The sequence below is a fragment of the Bacillus sp. FSL W8-0116 genome (genome assembly GCF_038003825.1).
In the GTDB taxonomy this organism is placed as follows: Bacteria; Bacillota; Bacilli; order Bacillales; family DSM-4216; genus Bacillus_O; species Bacillus_O smithii.
Genome location: NZ_JBBOPY010000001.1, coordinates 882956 through 902071 on the forward strand (window position 1 = coordinate 882956; position 19116 = coordinate 902071).

Here is a 19116-nt window from a genome sequence, read left to right on the forward strand (position 1 = left end):
TCCAACTCTTTTAAAAGAAAAATGAGATTTACGAATCTTTCCCATTTCTTCACTAGGAAAAAGTACCCGATTTGAACCCGTCTTTATTCTACACTTCTTCTAAAACTTAAAAAAGGGGAAATCACAAATCTCTCGTTTTTTTATATGAATAATTTGCTTTTGTACTGCTTCGTCTATAGGTAATTTGTTTTCAACCTGCAAGGTTTCAAAAGGATAGGCATTTCGTGATTGATCTTTACAGCGTTTTTTTAAAGCGTTTATTTGTTCTTCGTCATGGATCACACGGCTCATAACCGCTTCCCAGCTCGACGGATTGGCATTTACCAGGATAAAAGTATTAGACTTTTCTTTTTGCCTGTTGATGACGTCGACGGCATCCTCTACGTATAAAGCATCCTCAAAATCCTCATCAATGCAAGCTTGTTCCCATTGAAAAGCAGGATTGGTCATCGCTTCCGCCAATAAAAAAGAATTGGGCTGGCGAGGGCCGAAAACGGTCGGTAAATAAAAAACAGTTACGGGCGCTTTTTCTTTTTCAGCTTGTTTTCGGAGTTCCTCCGCCTTCACGTATAAATCATGTTTTTCTTTTCTTTTCAACCAAATAGATGGATACAGAAAGATAAAATGATGTTTTTTCCAATCCAAACTTTTTTCAACAACGGGCTTGATCGCCTTCCAAGCGTTTTCTTTTCGGTGGTAATAACCATCATAAAAAGAAAAAACGAGATAAGATGGGGATGGTATGTGCTCAGGTCTTTGAATATGATGAAATTTTTGATATTGAAAATTAGCATTTCTCCCTATCTCCAACAAACGATCCTCATCCAGCTCATCTTCATCGCAGCCAAGGACCGTCATTCCTTCCTCTAAAAAGACTCGGCACAATTCAAATCCAATAAACGAATTACCGGAAAACACAACTGCATCATTCACAGGCATCCCCCTTATTCCCCATATGGCTATTTTATGCTTCCCAATCTTAGCTGTTAAAGGATCTTTAGTAAAAAATGAACTTAAGCGAGGAAACTCTTTCATTTAAGCTTCTTTTGGTAGAGCATATGCGACCTTTTTTTGTGAGGATCCTTCTTTTTTTATGAACCGTTCGTTTCCGGTTTATAATTCTTTTTCATGCTCGCGAAAATATCGCAAACATTTTCGAATAATAAGCGGCCGCTTCTCCGGCAAAAAGAATTCGAGTTTTACCGGCAAATGGTTCCTCATCCGTTCTTTACAAACGGATTGGACGATTTCCAATTGTCCTTTATACGATGGGTGTCCAATGATTTCTATAAAATAAAGGGGATTTTTCGTTTTGATCAGCGGGATGACCGTATCCTTTTGGATCACTTTTTCCCATTCCTTTTCTTCGACCTGATAAGCCACAGAAATTTCCTTCCTGAACTTTTTCAAGAAGAACTTCTGTTTTCTTTCTTGCTCATTATGCAATCGTAGGGAAATGCACGGAGTGATGACGACTGCACAGCGCAAATTGGACTGAATACCCGTTAACATGTTTTTTAGTAAAAGCGCTCCGGTTCCCTCAGCTAGAATATGAATACGCTGATTGATAATCTCCTGTCTTTTTATATAGTGGTATAAGTTCAATGCAGATTCCACAGCCTTTTCGCTGGAATAAAATACCAGATAGCCGGATTTCGTCAACTGGTCAATCCAATCCCTCCTAGTTTCGTTTTCCATCCAAAAACTCCCTTTTTCTGTGACATAATGGTTTTGATCTCCTAGAATCATAACGGCAAAACCGTTCGGCTTTACTGGATAATGAACAATGCACCACTCTCTATCATGCTGAAATATCTTTTGCTGCATGATCAACTTCTCCTTTTGCATAGTGAGTCTTAATATTGTATGAAGTCAACAGATTTTTCGATAAGGAATCAGCCTATTCAAAACGGAGGAGTTTCAAATGTGTAAGAAAGATTTCATCATCGAACGGAAGTGTGGTAAGATAGAGGTATAATAGGTACATACTGATTTATAAAACGAGGTGAATAACCGATGCGTTTCATTATGACACTGGTATGGGCATTCCTTTTGTCTTTAATGCTCGTATATGTTGTGGGAGCCATGGCCGGAGCAGCGTTTAATTTCAGTCTCAGCCTTCTTTTAACGTTTGTCTTTGCGATTCTGATCTTTTTGTTAAGCTCGCTGATTCCGGACGAACCGGTTGAAAAACATTGAGTCCAAAAGGGGCGGCCGATGAGGTCGCCCCTTTTGGCTTGTGGCATCCTTCATCAATGTCCAAAATGGATACTTCAGCTATGAAGGTGTGAGCGAACAGATCTCCCCGTCTATTTAGGAAGAACGGACAATGAGCTCTCCGTTTTCTTCATCAATCACCGCTTCTTTATTTGGCAAAATATCTCCGGCAATAATCGCCCTTGCCAGCTTAGTCTCTACTTGATGTTGAATGAACCGTTTCAATGGCCGGGCTCCATATACCGGATCGAATCCCTCTTTCGCAATGAGCTTCTTAGCGTTTTCCGTGACTCTAAGATCCAATTCCTGATCTTTCAGTCTTTGTTTTAGTTCACTGAGCAATTTTTCCACAATGGCTTCTACGTTCTCCATCGTCAACGGTTTAAACAAAATAATATCATCCACACGGTTTAAAAATTCCGGGCGAAAGTGATGCTTTAATTCGTTCAATACTTTTTCTTTTGTCTCCGGTTGAATGTCTCCTTCTTCTTTTCGATCTAACAAGTAGGAAGAGCCTAAGTTGGAAGTCATAATGACAACCGTATTTTTGCAATCAACCGTTCTTCCTTGTGAATCCGTGATTCGACCGTCATCTAGCATTTGCAGCAAAATATTAAATACTTCCGGGTGCGCTTTTTCTATTTCATCCAATAAAACAACCGAATAAGGTTTACGGCGAATGGCTTCCGTAAGTTGGCCCCCTTCTTCATAGCCGACATATCCAGGAGGAGCACCGATTAAACGCGAAACAGAAAATTTTTCCATATACTCGGACATATCGATCCGAATCATTTGCTCTTCGCTATCGAATAATGCCTCTGCGAGTGTCTTTGCCAGCTCTGTTTTTCCGACGCCTGTCGGACCAAGAAATAAAAACGATCCGATCGGACGATTTGGGTCTTTGATTCCCGCTCTTGCCCTCAGTACAGCATCACTCACCAGCTTCACTGCTTCTTCTTGGCCGATTACTCTGTTTTGGAGAATTTGTTCTAATCGCAGTAATTTCTCTCTTTCTCCTTCCACAAGCTTGGTAACGGGTATGCCTGTCCACCGGGAAACGATCCCCGCAATTTCTTCTTCTGTCACCTCTTCCCGAAGAAGCCGATTCTCGTCCTGTTTCGTTGCGGCTTCGTTTTCCAGTTCCTTCAGTTCTTTTTCTACTTGGGGAATTCTTCCATGGCGCAATTCAGCTGCTTTATTTAAGTCATATTGGTTCTCCGCCAATTCCAGCTCCCTGCGAAGTCTTTCCAACAGTTCGCGTTTTTCCTGAACTTTTTGAATAGCCTCTTTCTCTTTCTGCCATCTTGCCCGCATTTCATTCGCTGTTTCTCTTAAATCCGCCAATTCTTTTCTCAATATCTCAAGGCGTGCTTTGCTGGCATCATCCGTCTCCTTCATTAAGGCAGCTTCTTCAATTTCAAGCTGCATCACTCTTCTCGTCACTTCGTCCAATTCTGTCGGCATCGAATCGATTTCCGTCCTGATCAAAGCGCACGCTTCATCAACCAAGTCAATCGCCTTATCAGGAAGAAACCGATCGGAAATATAACGGTTAGAAAGCGTTGCGGCGGCTACAAGAGCCCTATCATGGATATTAACGCCGTGGTGAATTTCAAACCGTTCCTTTAAGCCCCGTAAAATCGAAATCGTATCTTCCACTGTCGGTTCTTGAACGAGAACTTGCTGGAAACGACGTTCAAGCGCCGGATCTTTTTCAATATATTGACGGTATTCATCCAATGTTGTGGCCCCAATACAATGGAGTTCGCCTCTCGCCAGCATCGGTTTCAACATATTCCCTGCATCCATGGCTCCCTCTGTTTTTCCGGCGCCCACAATCGTATGCAGTTCATCAATAAACAACAATATTTTCCCTTCGCTTTTCTTAACCGCATTTAAAACCGCTTTTAACCTTTCTTCAAACTCGCCCCGAAATTTGGCTCCAGCGATCAGCGCGCTCATATCCAAAGCAAAAATGGTTTTATCTTTCAATCCTTCAGGGACATCTTTGCGGACAATCCTTTGGGCAAGGCCTTCCACAATCGCGGTCTTCCCAACACCCGGTTCACCGATTAAAACCGGATTATTCTTCGTTTTCCGAGACAGAATCCGGATCACATGGCGAATTTCGCTGTCCCTGCCAATGACAGGATCCATTTTTCCTTGTCTCGCTTCCTCGACAAGATCCCGTCCGTATTTTTTCAATGCTTCATAGACGGCTTCCGGATTTTGGGTTGCCACTTTTTCATTCCCCCTTATCTCTTTAATAACAGCAGCCAACTGCGACTTTGACACTTGATGTTTATGTAAAAACTGTTTCCAGTCGTGATCCGGTAAATCCATGCTTGCCAAAACCACATGTTCTACCGAAAGATAATCATCCTTCCATTGCTCCCGCACCTTGTCTGCTTTTTGAAAAAGCATCTGCAGATGATTAGAAAGATAGGCGCCGTACTGGACGCCTTCTCCGCTGACTTTTGGGCATTCGTCCAACCGCTTTTGAAAATAATGGATAATTTCTTCTTTAGACAACCCGACCCGCTCAAAAATATGGGCCATTAAACTATCGCTTTTGTTCAATAACGCATAAAACAGATGAGGTAAGTCCATTTCTGTATTTTGTTGTTGCTCTGCCAATTTTTGAGCTTCCGCCATTCCTTCCTGAAGCGCATACGTCATCCGCTGGATATCCATATGGGTCCCTCCATCCGTTTTTCATTCCTTTTTCCAACATTCATTATTCACTTTTCCGATTTAACTGTAAAGCCATCCGTCTCCGGATGGCTTGCTTGTCATACATTACGGTTTCCGTTTATACGTCCATATTCGTTCGTCATTTGAGTTTTCCGGGAATCGGTCGCCTTTTGCCAATTTGATTTGCTTTGGATTCACCACATTGCTTCCAGTATCCCCTACTTCTACATAAATTCCGTTATTCGGCGCTTTTTCTCCGGGATGAAATTGCCTTTTTTGTCCCAACGCATGCCCCTCCGCATAAACGACGTTGTTTTTTGACGCATATTTGCGCCTGTACATAGAATTTGCCTCCCGCTATTATCTATACACGGTTATTTCCGTCATCCATTCCAACCATTATCATTACTCCGTTGTTTCTAATAAAAAACACATGCGAGAAAATGAATATAAAAGGTGCCCGACATTTAGATAGAAGGAGCAAATATTTTTGCCAGGACGGCAATAATGGATTTGTCGGATGGTTCATTTACAGAAAAACCACCTGCGCACCAATGCGCAGGTGGTTTTTCTTACTCATCAGTTCCACTTCTATAAACGATTTTCTTTGGAACTATACACAGATTTATTGATTAATCAGGAATTCCTAATGCGATTTTAGCGTAGCGAGACATTCGATCTTTTGTCCACGGTGGATTCCAAACGATATTCACATCGACATCCTTAATTTCAGGAATATCGCTCAACGCATATTTCACTTGATCCACAATGGTGGAAGCAAGCGGACATCCCATTGCCGTCAAAGTCATCGTGATCGTTGCTTTTCCTTCTTCGTCCATATCTATACCATAAACTAGGCCAAGATTCACAATATCAATGCCGATTTCCGGATCGATGACCTGTTCAAGTGCACCGAGAATATTCTCTTTTAAAGCCTCATCCACTTCCCTCACTCCTTTTTCGTTATTTAACACTATTTTAATCATAACCTACGGTAGTAATCAAATCATTCATTCTGATTACAGTTTTTCGGAAAACCATTCCACTGTTTTTAATACTCCGGAACGAGACACTTTATGGCCGCTTTGTTCGTCCAGCATAAAAAAGAGGTCTTCGGGATGATTTTCATATTGATCCCGGTTGGACAAATAAAAATCATAGGCATTTTGAAAAGGAACGATCGGATCATTTTTTCCGTGCCAAAACATCAAAGGACGCCCTTTTAGTTTTTCCGGCTGCTGGCTTAAATCGTAGGTCCGCAGCCTATTAAAGGTTTTTTCCAGTTCCTTTTCCGTAAAAGGAATATGGTATCCACGCTTTTGAATTTCGCTGATTTGCCGGCGGGCATAATCCTCATACACCGGGGACCCCATCAAACTGACAGCCGCCTTAATCCAAGAATATTGCGTTAAAGCTCCTAAAGTCACAATTCCTCCCATAGATGTGCCGGCAACGCCGATCCGGCCCTCATCTATCCTTTGTTCATAATGATTTTTAATCGCTTCTATTTCTTGGATGGTGTTTACCACAATGTCCCAAAATCGATACGTTAGCTCCCTTTCCGATATGGATTCTTCCCGCTCTCCATGAAAAGAGGCTTCCGGCAAAACAACCCGATATCCTTTTTCGCTTAGATAATAAGCGTAATGAAGATTATGTTCTTTTGCACTTTGAAAACCATGGATGAATATGATGAACGGTATTTTTTGATCCAACAATGATTGTTTCACTACATGCAAGACCGGAATATTGTTCACATATTCTTTTTGAACGATCATCATTTTGACGAATCCTCCCTTTCCTTTCTTTATGTATCATAATCGATAGTCCAAAAATTTCCTATACTTTTTTCATTTTTCTTATTTCTTCGTTCGTCATGTTGAATCAATTTTATGAATAGATTAAAAACAACCTAATCTGACAGATTGGTGGGTAAAAAAAAGGGACTTTTGCAAATGATTCATGACATAAAATGCGATTCCTCAGGCCGATCGATGATGACCAAAAAAACATTCTCGCCCCCATGAACGAACGATGCAGGAGCTGGAAAGGCAGGGAGAAAGTACGTGTGTGGAGCACTAGATGATGAGGAACAATGTAAAAGAACGAATTTTCGTTCATCAATAAAAAGGGGTGGATCGAATGGGCAAACGGAATAAATCAAAACGATTTATCCATGACGGGAAAAACTCCGTTCAACAACATGCGTTGAAAATTCCCTACCATATGACATATGCCGAAGCAGAAGCCGCAAAAATGAACAGTTCCCGAAGTGACATAGAAGAAATTTAGCTATGATATCATCACGAACTTTCGGCTGAACTAAAAAACGTCAAGGAAATACAATACTTGTCTAACGAAGTACACCCTTTCTTAATACCAGCCTTCAAGCCGCGCAAGGGGCCCGTCATTCATACAGGACGGAGCCTGCTTGAGCGGCTCATATCACAGTCCTGCTTGAACGGGCCCAGACTCTTCCTCATCCAATTTTATGGAAAAGATTTGCTGCTGTTTATAATGCGAACGGCGATCCATCTAGATTCCACTGTCTGGAATTCAGCTTGATGTTTAGTCTTTTCGGAAGAAGCCGACCACTTCCGCTGTTTCCACAATATTGGTAAAAGCCTTGGGGTCGACACTTTGAATGATTTTTTTCAAATCGTACAATTCATAGCGTGTGATCACGATCATCATCATTTGTTTCTCTTTATTGGAAAAAGCCCCTCTCGCCGGAACAACCGTTATTCCTCTGACCAGTTTTCTGTAAATCGCTTGTTTCATTTCTTCCGGCTTGTCCGTGACAATCATGGCTGTCAATTTTGCGTATCGAGTATGGATCGCATCAATGATTCGGGTGGAAACGTATAAAGAAACAATCGTATAAAGCGCTTTTTCCCATCCAAATACGTATCCCGCGGTCAAAACAATAGCCCCATTCATCAGAAAAAAATAAGTGCCAACCGGCTTATCTTTCATGCGGGAAAGGACCATCGCGATAATATCAAGACCTCCAGTGGAGGCCCCGTATTTAAGTGTCAAACCGATTCCGACAGCCGCTATTACGCCTCCAAAAACAGCATTCAGTAAAATATCATGAGACAACGCTTTAACCGGGAGAAACTGAAGAAAAAAAGACATCAACACCACAGAAAGAAAGCTGTAACAGGTGAAAGATTTTCCAACTTTTTTCCAACCCAAAATGGCCACAGGAATATTTAAAATCAATAAAAAGATACCTGCCGAAATGTGAATCTTCGTAAATTCCTGCAATAGATTGGACAATAATTGCGCAATACCGGTAAAACCGCTAGAATATACGTTTGCTGGAATTAAAAATAAATTCATTGCCAGTGCGTTTAAAAAAGCACCGAATACGACAATTACGATTTTTTTTGCCTCATTTCCTATTTTGATGGTATCCATTTTGTTTCCTCCTGATTGATCTTGCCTGATGTACTTATTCACCTTATGCTCTTTCCATAAGCATTGTCAAGGGGCAAAAGAATAGATACACTAAGGTTAACAACTTTTGATTGGTAGGTGATTATATATGGCAATTCGTTTATTTACCGACAGCGGCAGTGATCTTCCGCTTTCTTTTTTTCAGGAGCATTCCGTTACGTTAATACCGTTGAACGTTCAATTAGAAAACAAGGCATATGAAGATATCCTTTCAATTGATCCCAAAACCATTCATGATGCGATTCGGAATGGAGCATCTCCCAGTACCTCACAGCCTTCTCCCGAGGTTTTTATGAAGCATTTTACAGAGCTGGCTGAAAGCGGAGATTCAGGGATTTATATTGCTTTTTCCTCCGAATTATCCGGTACCTATCAAACGGCGGTCATGATCCGGGATCAAGTGAAAGAAACTTACCCATCCCTTGATCTCACCATTATTGACTCTAAATGTGCGTCTCTCGGCCAAGGGCTGGCAGTGATCGAAGCCGCTAAAATGTTAGAAAGCGGCGCCTCAAAAGAATCCATTGTCGAAGAGATCACATTCCGCTGCCGGCATATGGAGCATCTTTTTACGGTAGAAGATTTAGATTTTCTGGCAAGAGGCGGAAGATTATCCCGGGCCTCCGCTTTCTTAGGTGGTCTCCTAAATATCAAGCCGCTTCTGCATGTGGAGGACGGAAAATTAGTGCCGATCGAAAAAATCCGAGGCCGAAAAAAACTGTTTAAGCGGATGCTGGATTTAATGGAAGAGCGCGGAGCGGATCTTTCATCCCAAATGATTGGAATCAGTCACGGCGACGACGAACAAACCGCGCTCGAAGTAAAACAAATGATCGAAGAGCGCTTTGGATGCCGACATTTTTTCATTCACTCAACCGGAGGGGCCATCGGTTCCCACGCCGGTCCTGGTACTTTGGCTATTTTCTTTTTGAACGAACTTAGAAAAAGCGACTTTTAATATGCACTTAAATTACAGCAGCACAAAAGATTGAACATATTCCATTCTCCGTTCCTGTTACACATATTATCAACTTTTTGGGTGATACTATCCCTGAAAATGTGAAGGAAGGAGAAAAATCATGCCAAGAACATCCGACAATGACAAAAAAGCAAGAGATCGGCAAGCATCTCGTGAAGAAAAGAACATTTTAGAAGAGAAAAACCGAGAAGCAGGGAAAAACCAATACTCGAAAAAAACCGATCATTTATGATCGACCTTTCTCTTATTATGTCTTTACACACCGTCGTGATTGCTAAAAAGGGGCCGCATCCAGCGTTTTTCTCACCTGGATGTGACCCCTTTATTGATTGTGATTTTGCAATTTGTTTACTATAATGGAAGAAATCGTTTATAGTCGGAGGTTGTTTCATGGCAAAAGAGAATTCGTTTGACATTGTATCAAAAGTGGATTTTTCGGAAGTTACAAACGCAATCAACATTGCACTAAAAGAAATCCAAAACCGCTATGATTTTAAAGGTAGCAAAAGCGATATTTCGCTTGAAAAAGATGAGCTGGTACTAGTCTCAGATGACGAGTTTAAACTCAATCAATTAAAAGACGTTCTTTTAAGCAAATTAATTAAACGAGGCGTACCCATTAAAAATATCGATTATGGCAAAATCGAAGGAGCTTCCGGTGGTACGGTACGCCAACGGGCAAAATTGATACAAGGGATCGATAAAGAAAACGCCAAAAAAATAAACACAATTGTAAAAAATTCAGGTCTAAAAGTAAAATCACAAATTCAAGAAGATCAAATCCGTATCACGGGTAAAAACAAAGATGACCTGCAAAAAATCATCGCTGCCATCCGTGAAGCGGATCTTCCGATCGATGTCCAATTTGTCAACTTCCGGTGAAGGCGAAACATCCATCATCACGTTTTCAGCATATGCCGGTTATAAGAATCAGATTATTTATTCCCAATCGTTTGATTGGGAATTTTTTAGTTCTGATCCTATTCTTTTGTGCAAATTTTTTTCATCCCCACAGATATATTTTGTCGCGCCGATTACACAGGTTTGATGCCGATAAATACGAACCGATTTAACTTGTTATATGAACAATAAATTTTCGTAGAAATCAAAATGAAAAAGTTCTCGGATAAAGTTCCATTAATGTGGCAGTTGCTTACAATCGAAAGAAAGAATTATAAATGTTGATATGGTTTTAACTTAATTCGATATTTTTTTAGCTTCCTGACAACATTGGATTGGCTGATTCCTAAGAATTCCGCCATTTCGTATGTTGTTTTACATTGCTTAACGGCACGTCTTAGCCACAAAATTTCTACTTCTTCCATTGCTTCTCGTAAAGTTTTCCCTTTCATGTTTTTCAATAATAAAGAATCCGTTTTCTGTGTACGATCCATTTGAATGTCCGAGGGTAGATTGTCTGGATGGATGATATTGGTTTCCGAAGTAATCACAAGGCGTTCCATCATATTTTGAAGTTCCCGCACATTTCCCGGCCAGTGGTAATGAATAAGCTTATCAATCGTTGCAGGATGAAGAGATTTTCTCATACGATACTTTTCATTGAATTTTTGCAAGTAGTAATAGGCCAGCATTGCAATATCCTCTTTCCGTTCCCTTAAAGGAGGTATGGTGATCGAGATGACACTTAATCTGTAAAAAAGATCTTGTCGAAACGAGCCATGTTTTATCATTTCCGATAAATTTTGATTGGTTGAAGTAATTAAACGGAAATCGACTTTTTTCGGTCTTACTCCTCCAATTCGAATGACTTCTTTATCTTGAATCACTTTTAACAATTTTGACTGCATAGATAAAGGAATTTCACCGATTTCATCAAGAAATAATGTCCCTTGATCAGCTAGTTCGATTAACCCCGTCTTGCCCTTTTTACTGGCTCCTGTAAAAGAACCAGGTTCATATCCAAACATCTCAGACTCAAATAAAGATTCGGGAATCGCACTGCAGTTTACATCGATAAAAGCTTCATTTGCTCTTTCACTCGCTTGATGAAGTGCACGAGCAAAGTGAGTTTTTCCAACACCGGATTCACCTAAAAAAACAACCGAAGCATCTGTTTTGGCAACACGCTTAATGAGCTGCCAGATTTGCTGGATGGCTTTGCTTTTCAGAATAGTATTGCCTTCGATTTGTTCATTGTCTCGAAGTTCTTGAATTTCCGTTTCATATCTTTCAATCTTTTTTTGTAATTGTTTAAATTCCTCTTTTAATTGTTCGATTTCCGTTAAATCATGTGAAAAGCTGATTACCCGAATAATTTCATTCGATCGATCAAAAATGGGAAGACCGATAGCCATAACAGAACGCCCGGTTTTTGTATTTTGCATGACGCGCACTTCTTTCCTCTCGTTTAAAACTTTTATCGTAACGGAAGGAGAAAAAATATGATCTTCTTCAAGTTGATAAACAGACTTTCCAATTAAATCATCAGTGCTGCTTCCATAAATGGCGTAGCTATTGGGGCTGGCGCGCAGCACAACGCCATTTCCGTCTGTAATCACAATATTATCTTTTGATTTTTTTACAATCGCATCAAGTATTTCGGACTGCATATCCATTAGACAATCTCACCTTTTCAAAACATTTCAATGAATATTGTTAATATTATATAAAATCAGAATATAACGATCAATTTTCAATTGAATTATTTTTATTTCCGTTCCAAATCGTAATCTGTTCAACGGTTTGTGTATAAAAGCAATTTTTATGTAAACTCACGAGTGATTTGTCAGATAATCTCACATAAAATCGATAAATGTCGTTCATGTGTCGATGAAATACTTTAAAATTTTTATCTCTTCCTCTGTTTTTGAAAAATAGGATTTAATAATTAAAAGAAATTCAGCCGTTTAATGCATAAGTATTCCCCCGATCAGCCATCCTACATAAAAAAGATGGTTCATATTCCTTCTCAGTTGGTGAAGTTAGATGAATAAAGTCATACAAATATACAGCATGGATATTAAAAATATTGTGAAAAACTGGGCTGCTTCTGTGATCATTTTGGCTCTTATCATTCTTCCTTCTTTTTATGCTTGGTTCAATATTAAGGCGTCTTGGGATCCGTATGGCCATACAAAAGGGATTGCGGTTGCGGTAACCAATAATGACAAAGGCACCACATTACAAGGTCGCTATTTGAACGTTGGAAATGAAGTAGTCCAATCACTGAAAAAAAATCAAGCTTTAGGATGGAGATTTGTCGATGAAGAGGAAGCTTTACAAGGGGTAAAAACAGGCCATTATTATGCCAGCCTTATCATTCCTCAAGATTTTTCCGATAAACTCACGTCGATTTTAAAGGAAACACCCGAAAAACCCGTGATCAAGTTTACGGTCAATGAAAAATTGAATGCTATTGCCCCGAAAATGACGAAAACGGGAGCAAGCACGATCGTCGAAAATATAAATGAAGAATTTATCAAAACATCCAGCAAAGCCCTTTTCACCGTTTTTAATCAATTAGGAATAGAATTGGAGAGAGAATTAGGTACAATAGAACATTTAAAGCATTTTCTTTTTTTCTTAGAAGCAAAGCTTCCGGAAATTCATCAAGCGGTGGATACAGCTTATGAAGATGCCATAAAAGCACAATCGATTGTCCGAAAAGCTCAAAATGCATTGCCGGTTGTTTCCGTGTTGACCAAAGATGGAATGCAGTTTTCTAACGGACTGTCAACCTTTCTCATAACTACTAGAAACACTTTAAAGAAATCGGAACCAACCATAAAGCAGGATTTGATCACGCTAGAGCAAACAGCTATGACGTTGCATGATGTTTACGACACACTTCAAAACCAGCCCATTTCCCTTTCAAAGTTGCAGTCGGATGCCGATCAATTACAGCATCGTTTAGAACGAGGCATCGATTTAATCGACAGTTTGACAAATGTAATGGAAAACATGAATCACCTTGGCCATTCGCAAGAACTGAATCCAATAATCAATAAACTCCAACAAGTCAAGAGTCAGTTTCAAACCGAAATTCGTCTAAGCAATGAAGCGTTGGATCTAGTCAAAAGAGGAGAAAATCCTGGATCTGATCTGTTATCGCGTCTTGATGAGCTCTCTCAACAGTCTTCTGATACTTTATCCAACTTAATGGCGAACTATGATTCTGTCGTAGTTCCCGCTGTTCGAAACGCTATTTCTCGTGCGATCAGGGACAATCAATATGCCGGCCAGTTATTGAAAGAAGCCAACGCAAGCTTGCCGGATGCCTATAAAATAGTAGCCGATGCTTCGAAGGGGATTCATTTTGGGATAGAAGAGATCTCCTTCGCCCAAACACACTTGCCCGAGTCTGAACGAAAGATAAGAGAAATGGCAAACAGAATACGGGATTTTGAGCAAAAACATAATATCTATCAAATCATTCAGCTGTTAAAAAATGATGTGGAAAAAGAAAGTGATTTTTTCAAAAAACCGGTGTTGCTTGAAGAACATCCACTCTTTCCGATTCCTAATTACGGATCCGGCATGTCCCCCTTTTATACAGTGTTATCATTTTGGGTAGGGGCCATGCTGTTAATATCGTTATTATCCGTTGATGTTCCTGGCAGCGAAAACTATAAAAGCTGGCACGTGTATTTTGGCCGCTTGCTGACCTTTTGGACGATTGCCTTGCTGCAGTCCCTCGTTGTATCAATCGGAGATTTATATATTCTCCACGTTTTTGCGAAAGAAAAAGCGATGTTCTTACTGTTCAGCGTATTCATCGCCTCGATTTTTATTTTCATCGTCTATACATTGGTCTCAATGTTTGGCAATGTCGGGAAAGCGCTGGGAATCATATTGCTTGTTTTTCAAATTTCTGCATCAGGCGGAACATTCCCCATTCAAGTTGCCCCGCCTTTTTTTCAAAAGATCCATCCATTTTTGCCTTTTACTTATGCTATCAGCTTATTGCGGGAATCTGTTGGCGGGATGCTGCCGGATATTGTAAGAAAGGATCTCTTCATCTTGTCCATTTACGGTTTGATGATGCTCGTATTCGGAATGACATTGAAAGCTCCGCTAAACCGATTAAGCAAAGTCTTTGTTCAAAAAGTCAAACAAAGCCATCTGATCCATTGAACATCGTTCTAAAAAACGATGCCAAAAAATGAATGAATACCGCATGAATCAGGAATCTCTTTCACCCGTTGTTGCCAAAGGATTTCGCTCCAATATCATTTGCAGCAGAAACTGAATTTTTTAATTTAGAGAGCACTAGTCGAAAGCTTTAATTCATCATACCGATCTTCGTATAGAACCTTTCCTATTTTGGATGCAAAATATATTGAAGGGAGCCTGCCTGAGCCGGGCCCCCTCTACTTTTTGTTATCGATCTACAATTTGAATATGATAATCTTGAAACCAAACATGAATTTGACCGAGATGCGCCAAAAGCTGAGGCCCTGTCATTAATTGGCCGTACCATGGCACTTGAAAAGCCCTTCCTTCTGTTTCAACCAGTTCTTCCAATGTTTTTTTATCCAACAGTTCATGCAAAATACTCGACCGGTCCTCCAACAGCTGAGAAACCCATTCTTTTACAATTTTTGTATAACCGGGATGATGGGTTTTAGGATACGGACTCTTTTTACGATAAAGCACTTCTTCAGGTAGAATCCCTTCCAACGCTTTACGAAGCAATCCTTTTTCCCTGTTGCCGTACATTTTCATTTCCCACGGAATATTCCAAACATATTCCACCAAGCGATGATCAGCGTATGGAACCCTTACTTCCAGACTGGCTCCCATACTCATCCGGTCTTTTCTGTCCAAAAGCACCGGCATAAACCAAGTCAAATTCAAATAAAACAATTCCCTTCTTCTCGCATCAATCGAATTTTCCCCTTCTAAAACGGGAACCTCTTTCACCGCTTCTCGATATTGATGGAGCACAAATTCTTTTAAGTTTAATTTTTTCCTCCATTCATCATTTAACAGCTGTTCTCTTTCATTTGTTGCTCTCATCCACGGGAAACCTTCGCGATTAAAATCGTCCGATCGATGAAACCAAGGATATCCTCCGAAAATTTCGTCCGCGCATTCCCCTGATAACCCGACGACAAAACTTTTTTTAATTTCTTGTGAAAACCATAACAAAGAAGAATCAACATCTGCCATTCCCGGAAGATCTCTAGCATGAACGGCAGCCGGCAAATAATTTTTCAACGTTTCCTGTGAGATGACGCAATTATGGTGAATCGTCCCTAAATGGTCGGAAACTAGTTTAATCCATGGACCGTCTGCATTAGGCTGAAAATCATTGGCTTGAAAAAATTGGTCATTCTCTTCATAATCGATGGAATAAGTGTGAAGAGTGCCTTTCCGTTTTTCCTTAAACGAGCGTGAAGCAATGGCCGTGATGGCGCTGGAATCGACTCCCCCTGATAAAAACGTACAAAGCGGTACGTCCGATACGAGTTGGCGAGTGACCGCATCTTGAACGAGGAAGCGTACTTTTTCAATCGTTTCTTCCATTGAATCTTGGTGAATGTCGCTTTTCACGTTCCAATATCGCCAAATGTTCAGCCCTTCTTTTGAGAAAGCCAAAGCGTGCCCCGGCTTTAATTCTTTTATGTTTCGGAAGACACCTGACCCGGGAATTCGTGCAGGACCAAGACCCATCACTTCCGCCAATCCTTCTCTGTCAATTTCCGCTCTCGTATCCGAATGGGCTAAAATCGCTTTGATCTCCGAACCAAAAACGAAGCTTGATCCGATTAAAGTATAAAAGAGCGGCTTAACACCGACACGATCCCTCGCAAGAAACAGCTTCTCCTTCTCATGATCCCATATGGCAAAAGCAAAAATCCCATTTAAGTATTCCAAACAATCTTCTTTCCATTCTACGAAAGAAGTAAGTAATACCTCTGTGTCAGAGTGACCTTGAAATGCATATCCTTTTGATAAAAGAACTTTTCTGATATCTTCCGTATTATATAACTCGCCATTGTAGATGATCGTGTACGTTCTTTCGTTGTGTGTTTTCGTCATGGGCTGCCTGCCACCATCAGGATCCACCACAATCAACCGTTTATGGCCAAACAATAGATGATCCTGCTGAAAATAATTCGTCTGATCAGGTCCGCGATTTTGCAATGTTTCTGTCATATTCACGATTTGTTCCGTAAAAGGCCTTAAATTTTTTTTGAAATCTGCCCATCCTGTTATCCCGCACATAGTTGAGTGCCTCCTTTGAAAAAATAGAATGGATATTTGCCTAATCATTCTATTCAAAGGACCCGTTATATGTTCATTGTCCTTTTCCATGAATGAAAAGGTAGGAAATTGTCAATAAATGAAAATATCCGTTTAATACGACAGGAGAATCATCAATGGGAAAGTGGGACAGGAATCAGTTGTTGGAACAACAAATCCGGTCTTATCAACAAGGAGTGGTGGAATATATACGTCAAGAATGGATCTTTTTTGATGACGAAAGTGATGAAGCCATCAATTTAGAATTGTTTGAACAAAAAGAAGTACAGCTTTACCGCCAACACCAATGGATCCATGGAATTCTTACCGCTGACGGTGCCGTTCAAACTGAATCGAAGCTGATTATGTTGCATGATTCCGATCAGCTGAGGATAAAAAAAAGTCTAGTCTATATAAGTTGAATTAAAGATTTACAACTGAACACACAAACGATCGATCGTTTGTTCTGGTTTCTGGTTGATTCGCTGAATAAAGGCTTGGACATTCTTTCTAATTTCTTGCACACTCGAATAGAACACGTTGTAAATCACGTCTGATTTCAGCCATTTCCATAGCCCTTCAATCAAGTTCAATTGCGGACTGTATGGTGGCAAAAAGACGAGCTCTAACCGATCTTCGTGTTCTTTTAAAAATGGCTGAATGAGTTTGGCATGGTGAATTCGAGCGTTATCTAAAATCATCACTATTTTGCCTGTGGGATAGCGTTCTAACACAAGTTGAAGAAATCGAAGAAATGTTTCCGCGTCATAGCATTCTTCTTCGATGCAAAACACTTCCCCTGTTTCGTAGTTCAACGTGCCAATCAGCTTCAGCCCTTGATGTTTTCCAAACGTCGGAATGATTCGTTGTTTTCCTTTGACAAACCATGTTTTTTGAATCGCTTGGTAATCACGAATCATCGACTCATCTTGAAAGAGGACATGGGCGATGTTCCCATCTACCAGTTTTTTTTTACTTCAGGGAAGGTGATTTCGACGAATTCTTTTTGTTTCTCTTCATCGGCATTGGCTAGTGTATAGGTCGGTTTCGTATAGCTTAGCCCTAACCGATGCAGAATGTCACTTGTTCCGCGAAGCGTGTATGTTGGCCCCCACTTTTGTTGAATGAGTTCAGCGATTATCGCAAGCGTCCAATTATATTTTGCTTCGAATCCCACATCTACGGGGAGCTGATGTTCAATGATCAAAGCCAGCTCTTTTTCCTGCTCAGGGGTCAATCGACGTGGGGCGCCAGGTGAGTATTTCATCTCCAGTCCATCAAGACCGCGCTGGGCGTAGGCATGAATATAGTTATAAATAGTTTTCTTGGATCGACCAATAATCGTTGCGATTTCTCCTTTGGTATATCCCTGCAAATGAAGATAAATCGCTTGGTAGCGTTCATATGCTCGTTTACTTTTTGCTTCTTTCATGGCAGTGGACAACTTTTCGATCTCGTCTTTGTGATTTGGCATCATATTTTCTCTCCGTTCCCCTATTTTCTCTTTGTATTTATTCGCCGTGGAACGGGAGAAAACCTTTATTTTAATTTATATATTCGTTGGAATTGCTGTTGGATGAATTAAACGATGACGCCTTTTTGCACTTCCTTTCCGGATTGAACAGCATGCAGTTTTCCATTTATGACTGTATTTATTGCTATAATCACTTGGCCTTTTTAAATCGGAATGACATTCGTCAGGGAACGAATTTTATCATTTTCGATAACGGTGACCAAATATGCTCCGTACACCATCATTTCAGCTATATGGAGAAAAGAAGCGACCGGTTTGAACTGACAATCAATACCGGAAAAAGAATTATTTTAGAAAAACTGGAATAAAAAAATCCCGGAATCATTACGAAAACGGGATTTTTTTCTTTCAAACTTCGTTATTCCGTTTACATACGCTAAAAAAGAGATGGAAACTTCGCCTTAACTTGTCCATCTCCATCTTTACAACATAGATGTCGTAATTTCAAAATTGGATCTCTTTGACGGAAACTATCAAAAAGCAAATATTTTCCTTTTCCAAAAGTGGCTGGACATCGTTTGAAAAAATCCATCCGCTCTTTTTTAAGAGAAGAAATGAAAGCCAAGCGGAAGCTTAAATCCAATATAAAATACGGCAATCAAAGCCAAAATCAGAATGATCCAATAAACCGTTGCACTCTTTCCTTTTTTTAAACGAACCAATGTCATTTCCATCATACCAATCACGATCAATCCAACCAACAGTTTTATTCCGTACAGCATTTCATTGATGGCATGATTCTTCATAAACAGGAACAAACCCGTCAGAAAGACAAATACATAAAATAAGCGCAAGATCATATGCGTTATATTCAAACTTTTTTTGTTTTGACCTCTCGACAGTCCAAGAGCAACGAGAAACAATATAATGGCGATGACCCACGTCGTAATATGCAAATGGGTATTATAAAAAAGAACACTTTCCATGAAGATGTTTCCTCCCTCTTTTTCTTTCATCCTTAAAAGGCTAATCATTTTCAAAACGTTTTTTCCATTCATATGGATTTTAGAAGCTTAAAAAC

General features: G+C 40.1%; 18 protein-coding genes and 1 pseudogene. 8 read left to right on the forward strand and 11 right to left on the reverse strand.

Going from position 1 to position 19116, the window contains the following annotated elements; translation table 11 throughout:
• Positions 1 to 99: 99 nt before the first annotated feature.
• Positions 100 to 933 (reverse strand): hypothetical protein, encoded by an 834-nt coding sequence (locus N1I86_RS04120; protein WP_003353698.1) that lies wholly within the window; start codon positions 931 to 933, stop codon positions 100 to 102.
• A gap of 180 nt (positions 934 to 1113) precedes the next feature.
• Positions 1114 to 1827 (reverse strand): hypothetical protein, encoded by a 714-nt coding sequence (locus N1I86_RS04125; protein ID WP_341095090.1) that lies wholly within the window; start codon positions 1825 to 1827, stop codon positions 1114 to 1116.
• Between the two features lie 189 nt (positions 1828 to 2016).
• On the opposite strand from N1I86_RS04125, the gene N1I86_RS04130 reads away from it, so the two are divergent.
• On the forward strand, positions 2017 to 2199 hold the full coding sequence (locus tag N1I86_RS04130; protein ID WP_003353700.1) for a YjzD family protein: 183 nt from the start codon (positions 2017 to 2019) through the stop codon (positions 2197 to 2199).
• A 114-nt stretch (positions 2200 to 2313) separates the two neighbouring features.
• Here the strand turns inward: N1I86_RS04130 and clpB are convergent, their stop codons facing one another.
• From clpB to N1I86_RS04150, 4 genes are all read right to left on the reverse strand, one after another.
• Positions 2314 to 4911 (reverse strand): ATP-dependent chaperone ClpB, encoded by a 2598-nt coding sequence (gene clpB, locus N1I86_RS04135; protein WP_003353702.1) that lies wholly within the window; start codon positions 4909 to 4911, stop codon positions 2314 to 2316.
• Positions 4912 to 5016: 105 nt separating this feature from the next.
• Positions 5017 to 5196, reverse strand: a complete 180-nt coding sequence (locus N1I86_RS04140; protein WP_040341183.1) for a YjzC family protein — start codon at positions 5194 to 5196, stop codon at positions 5017 to 5019.
• 347 nt (positions 5197 to 5543) lie between these two features.
• On the reverse strand, positions 5544 to 5855 hold the full coding sequence (locus N1I86_RS04145; protein WP_003353704.1) for a metal-sulfur cluster assembly factor: 312 nt from the start codon (positions 5853 to 5855) through the stop codon (positions 5544 to 5546).
• A 75-nt stretch (positions 5856 to 5930) separates the two neighbouring features.
• Positions 5931 to 6692 carry an alpha/beta fold hydrolase gene (locus N1I86_RS04150; protein ID WP_003353705.1) on the reverse strand — a complete coding sequence of 254 codons (762 nt, stop codon included), beginning with the start codon at positions 6690 to 6692 and terminating at the stop codon, positions 5931 to 5933.
• 361 nt (positions 6693 to 7053) lie between these two features.
• Between N1I86_RS04150 and N1I86_RS04155 the strand changes: the two genes are divergently transcribed.
• Positions 7054 to 7203: a hypothetical protein gene (locus N1I86_RS04155; protein WP_003353706.1), complete on the forward strand. Its 150-nt coding sequence runs from the start codon at positions 7054 to 7056 to the stop codon at positions 7201 to 7203.
• Between the two features lie 276 nt (positions 7204 to 7479).
• On the opposite strand, the gene N1I86_RS04160 is transcribed toward N1I86_RS04155, so the two are convergent.
• Entirely contained in the window at positions 7480 to 8334 is an 855-nt protein-coding gene (locus N1I86_RS04160; protein ID WP_341095093.1) for a YitT family protein, read from the reverse strand.
• Positions 8335 to 8461: 127 nt separating this feature from the next.
• Between N1I86_RS04160 and N1I86_RS04165 the strand changes: the two genes are divergently transcribed.
• The 3 genes from N1I86_RS04165 (at position 8462) to N1I86_RS04175 (ending at position 10234) form a co-directional block, all read left to right on the forward strand.
• Positions 8462 to 9331 carry a DegV family protein gene (locus N1I86_RS04165; RefSeq protein WP_341095095.1) on the forward strand — a complete coding sequence of 290 codons (870 nt, stop codon included), beginning with the start codon at positions 8462 to 8464 and terminating at the stop codon, positions 9329 to 9331.
• A gap of 121 nt (positions 9332 to 9452) precedes the next feature.
• Positions 9453 to 9584, forward strand: a complete 132-nt coding sequence (locus tag N1I86_RS04170; protein WP_003353709.1) for a DUF3941 domain-containing protein — start codon at positions 9453 to 9455, stop codon at positions 9582 to 9584.
• A gap of 158 nt (positions 9585 to 9742) precedes the next feature.
• Positions 9743 to 10234, forward strand: a complete 492-nt coding sequence (locus N1I86_RS04175; RefSeq protein WP_003353710.1) for a YajQ family cyclic di-GMP-binding protein — start codon at positions 9743 to 9745, stop codon at positions 10232 to 10234.
• A gap of 290 nt (positions 10235 to 10524) precedes the next feature.
• On the opposite strand, the gene N1I86_RS04180 is transcribed toward N1I86_RS04175, so the two are convergent.
• Positions 10525 to 11928, reverse strand: a complete 1404-nt coding sequence (locus N1I86_RS04180; RefSeq protein ID WP_341095097.1) for a sigma-54 interaction domain-containing protein — start codon at positions 11926 to 11928, stop codon at positions 10525 to 10527.
• 370 nt (positions 11929 to 12298) lie between these two features.
• Here N1I86_RS04180 and N1I86_RS04185 point away from each other — a divergent pair, with 370 nt between their 5' ends.
• Positions 12299 to 14446 (forward strand): YhgE/Pip domain-containing protein, encoded by a 2148-nt coding sequence (locus N1I86_RS04185; RefSeq protein WP_003353714.1) that lies wholly within the window; start codon positions 12299 to 12301, stop codon positions 14444 to 14446.
• A 246-nt stretch (positions 14447 to 14692) separates the two neighbouring features.
• On the opposite strand, the gene asnB is transcribed toward N1I86_RS04185, so the two are convergent.
• Positions 14693 to 16543 carry an asparagine synthase (glutamine-hydrolyzing) gene (gene asnB, locus N1I86_RS04190; protein ID WP_003353715.1) on the reverse strand — a complete coding sequence of 617 codons (1851 nt, stop codon included), beginning with the start codon at positions 16541 to 16543 and terminating at the stop codon, positions 14693 to 14695.
• A 155-nt stretch (positions 16544 to 16698) separates the two neighbouring features.
• Between asnB and N1I86_RS04195 the strand changes: the two genes are divergently transcribed.
• Positions 16699 to 16983, forward strand: coding sequence for a DUF2777 family protein (locus N1I86_RS04195; protein WP_341095100.1), 285 nt, complete (start codon positions 16699 to 16701; stop codon positions 16981 to 16983).
• A 9-nt stretch (positions 16984 to 16992) separates the two neighbouring features.
• On the opposite strand, the gene N1I86_RS04200 is transcribed toward N1I86_RS04195, so the two are convergent.
• Positions 16993 to 18038, reverse strand: a protein-coding gene (locus N1I86_RS04200; RefSeq protein WP_076611651.1) for an IS630-like element ISBs2 family transposase whose coding sequence is annotated in 2 segments (ribosomal slippage) — positions 16993 to 17532 and positions 17535 to 18038 — 1044 coding nt in all. Because the reading frame shifts where the segments join, the coding sequence is not laid out codon by codon here.
• A 74-nt stretch (positions 18039 to 18112) separates the two neighbouring features.
• On the opposite strand from N1I86_RS04200, the pseudogene N1I86_RS04205 reads away from it, so the two are divergent.
• Positions 18113 to 18403: pseudogene (locus tag N1I86_RS04205) on the forward strand (DUF2777 family protein); the annotation flags it as partial.
• Positions 18404 to 18637: 234 nt separating this feature from the next.
• Here N1I86_RS04205 and N1I86_RS04210 read toward each other — a convergent pair.
• Positions 18638 to 19021 carry a YisL family protein gene (locus N1I86_RS04210; RefSeq protein ID WP_003353717.1) on the reverse strand — a complete coding sequence of 128 codons (384 nt, stop codon included), beginning with the start codon at positions 19019 to 19021 and terminating at the stop codon, positions 18638 to 18640.
• Between the last annotated feature and the right edge of the window lie 95 nt (positions 19022 to 19116).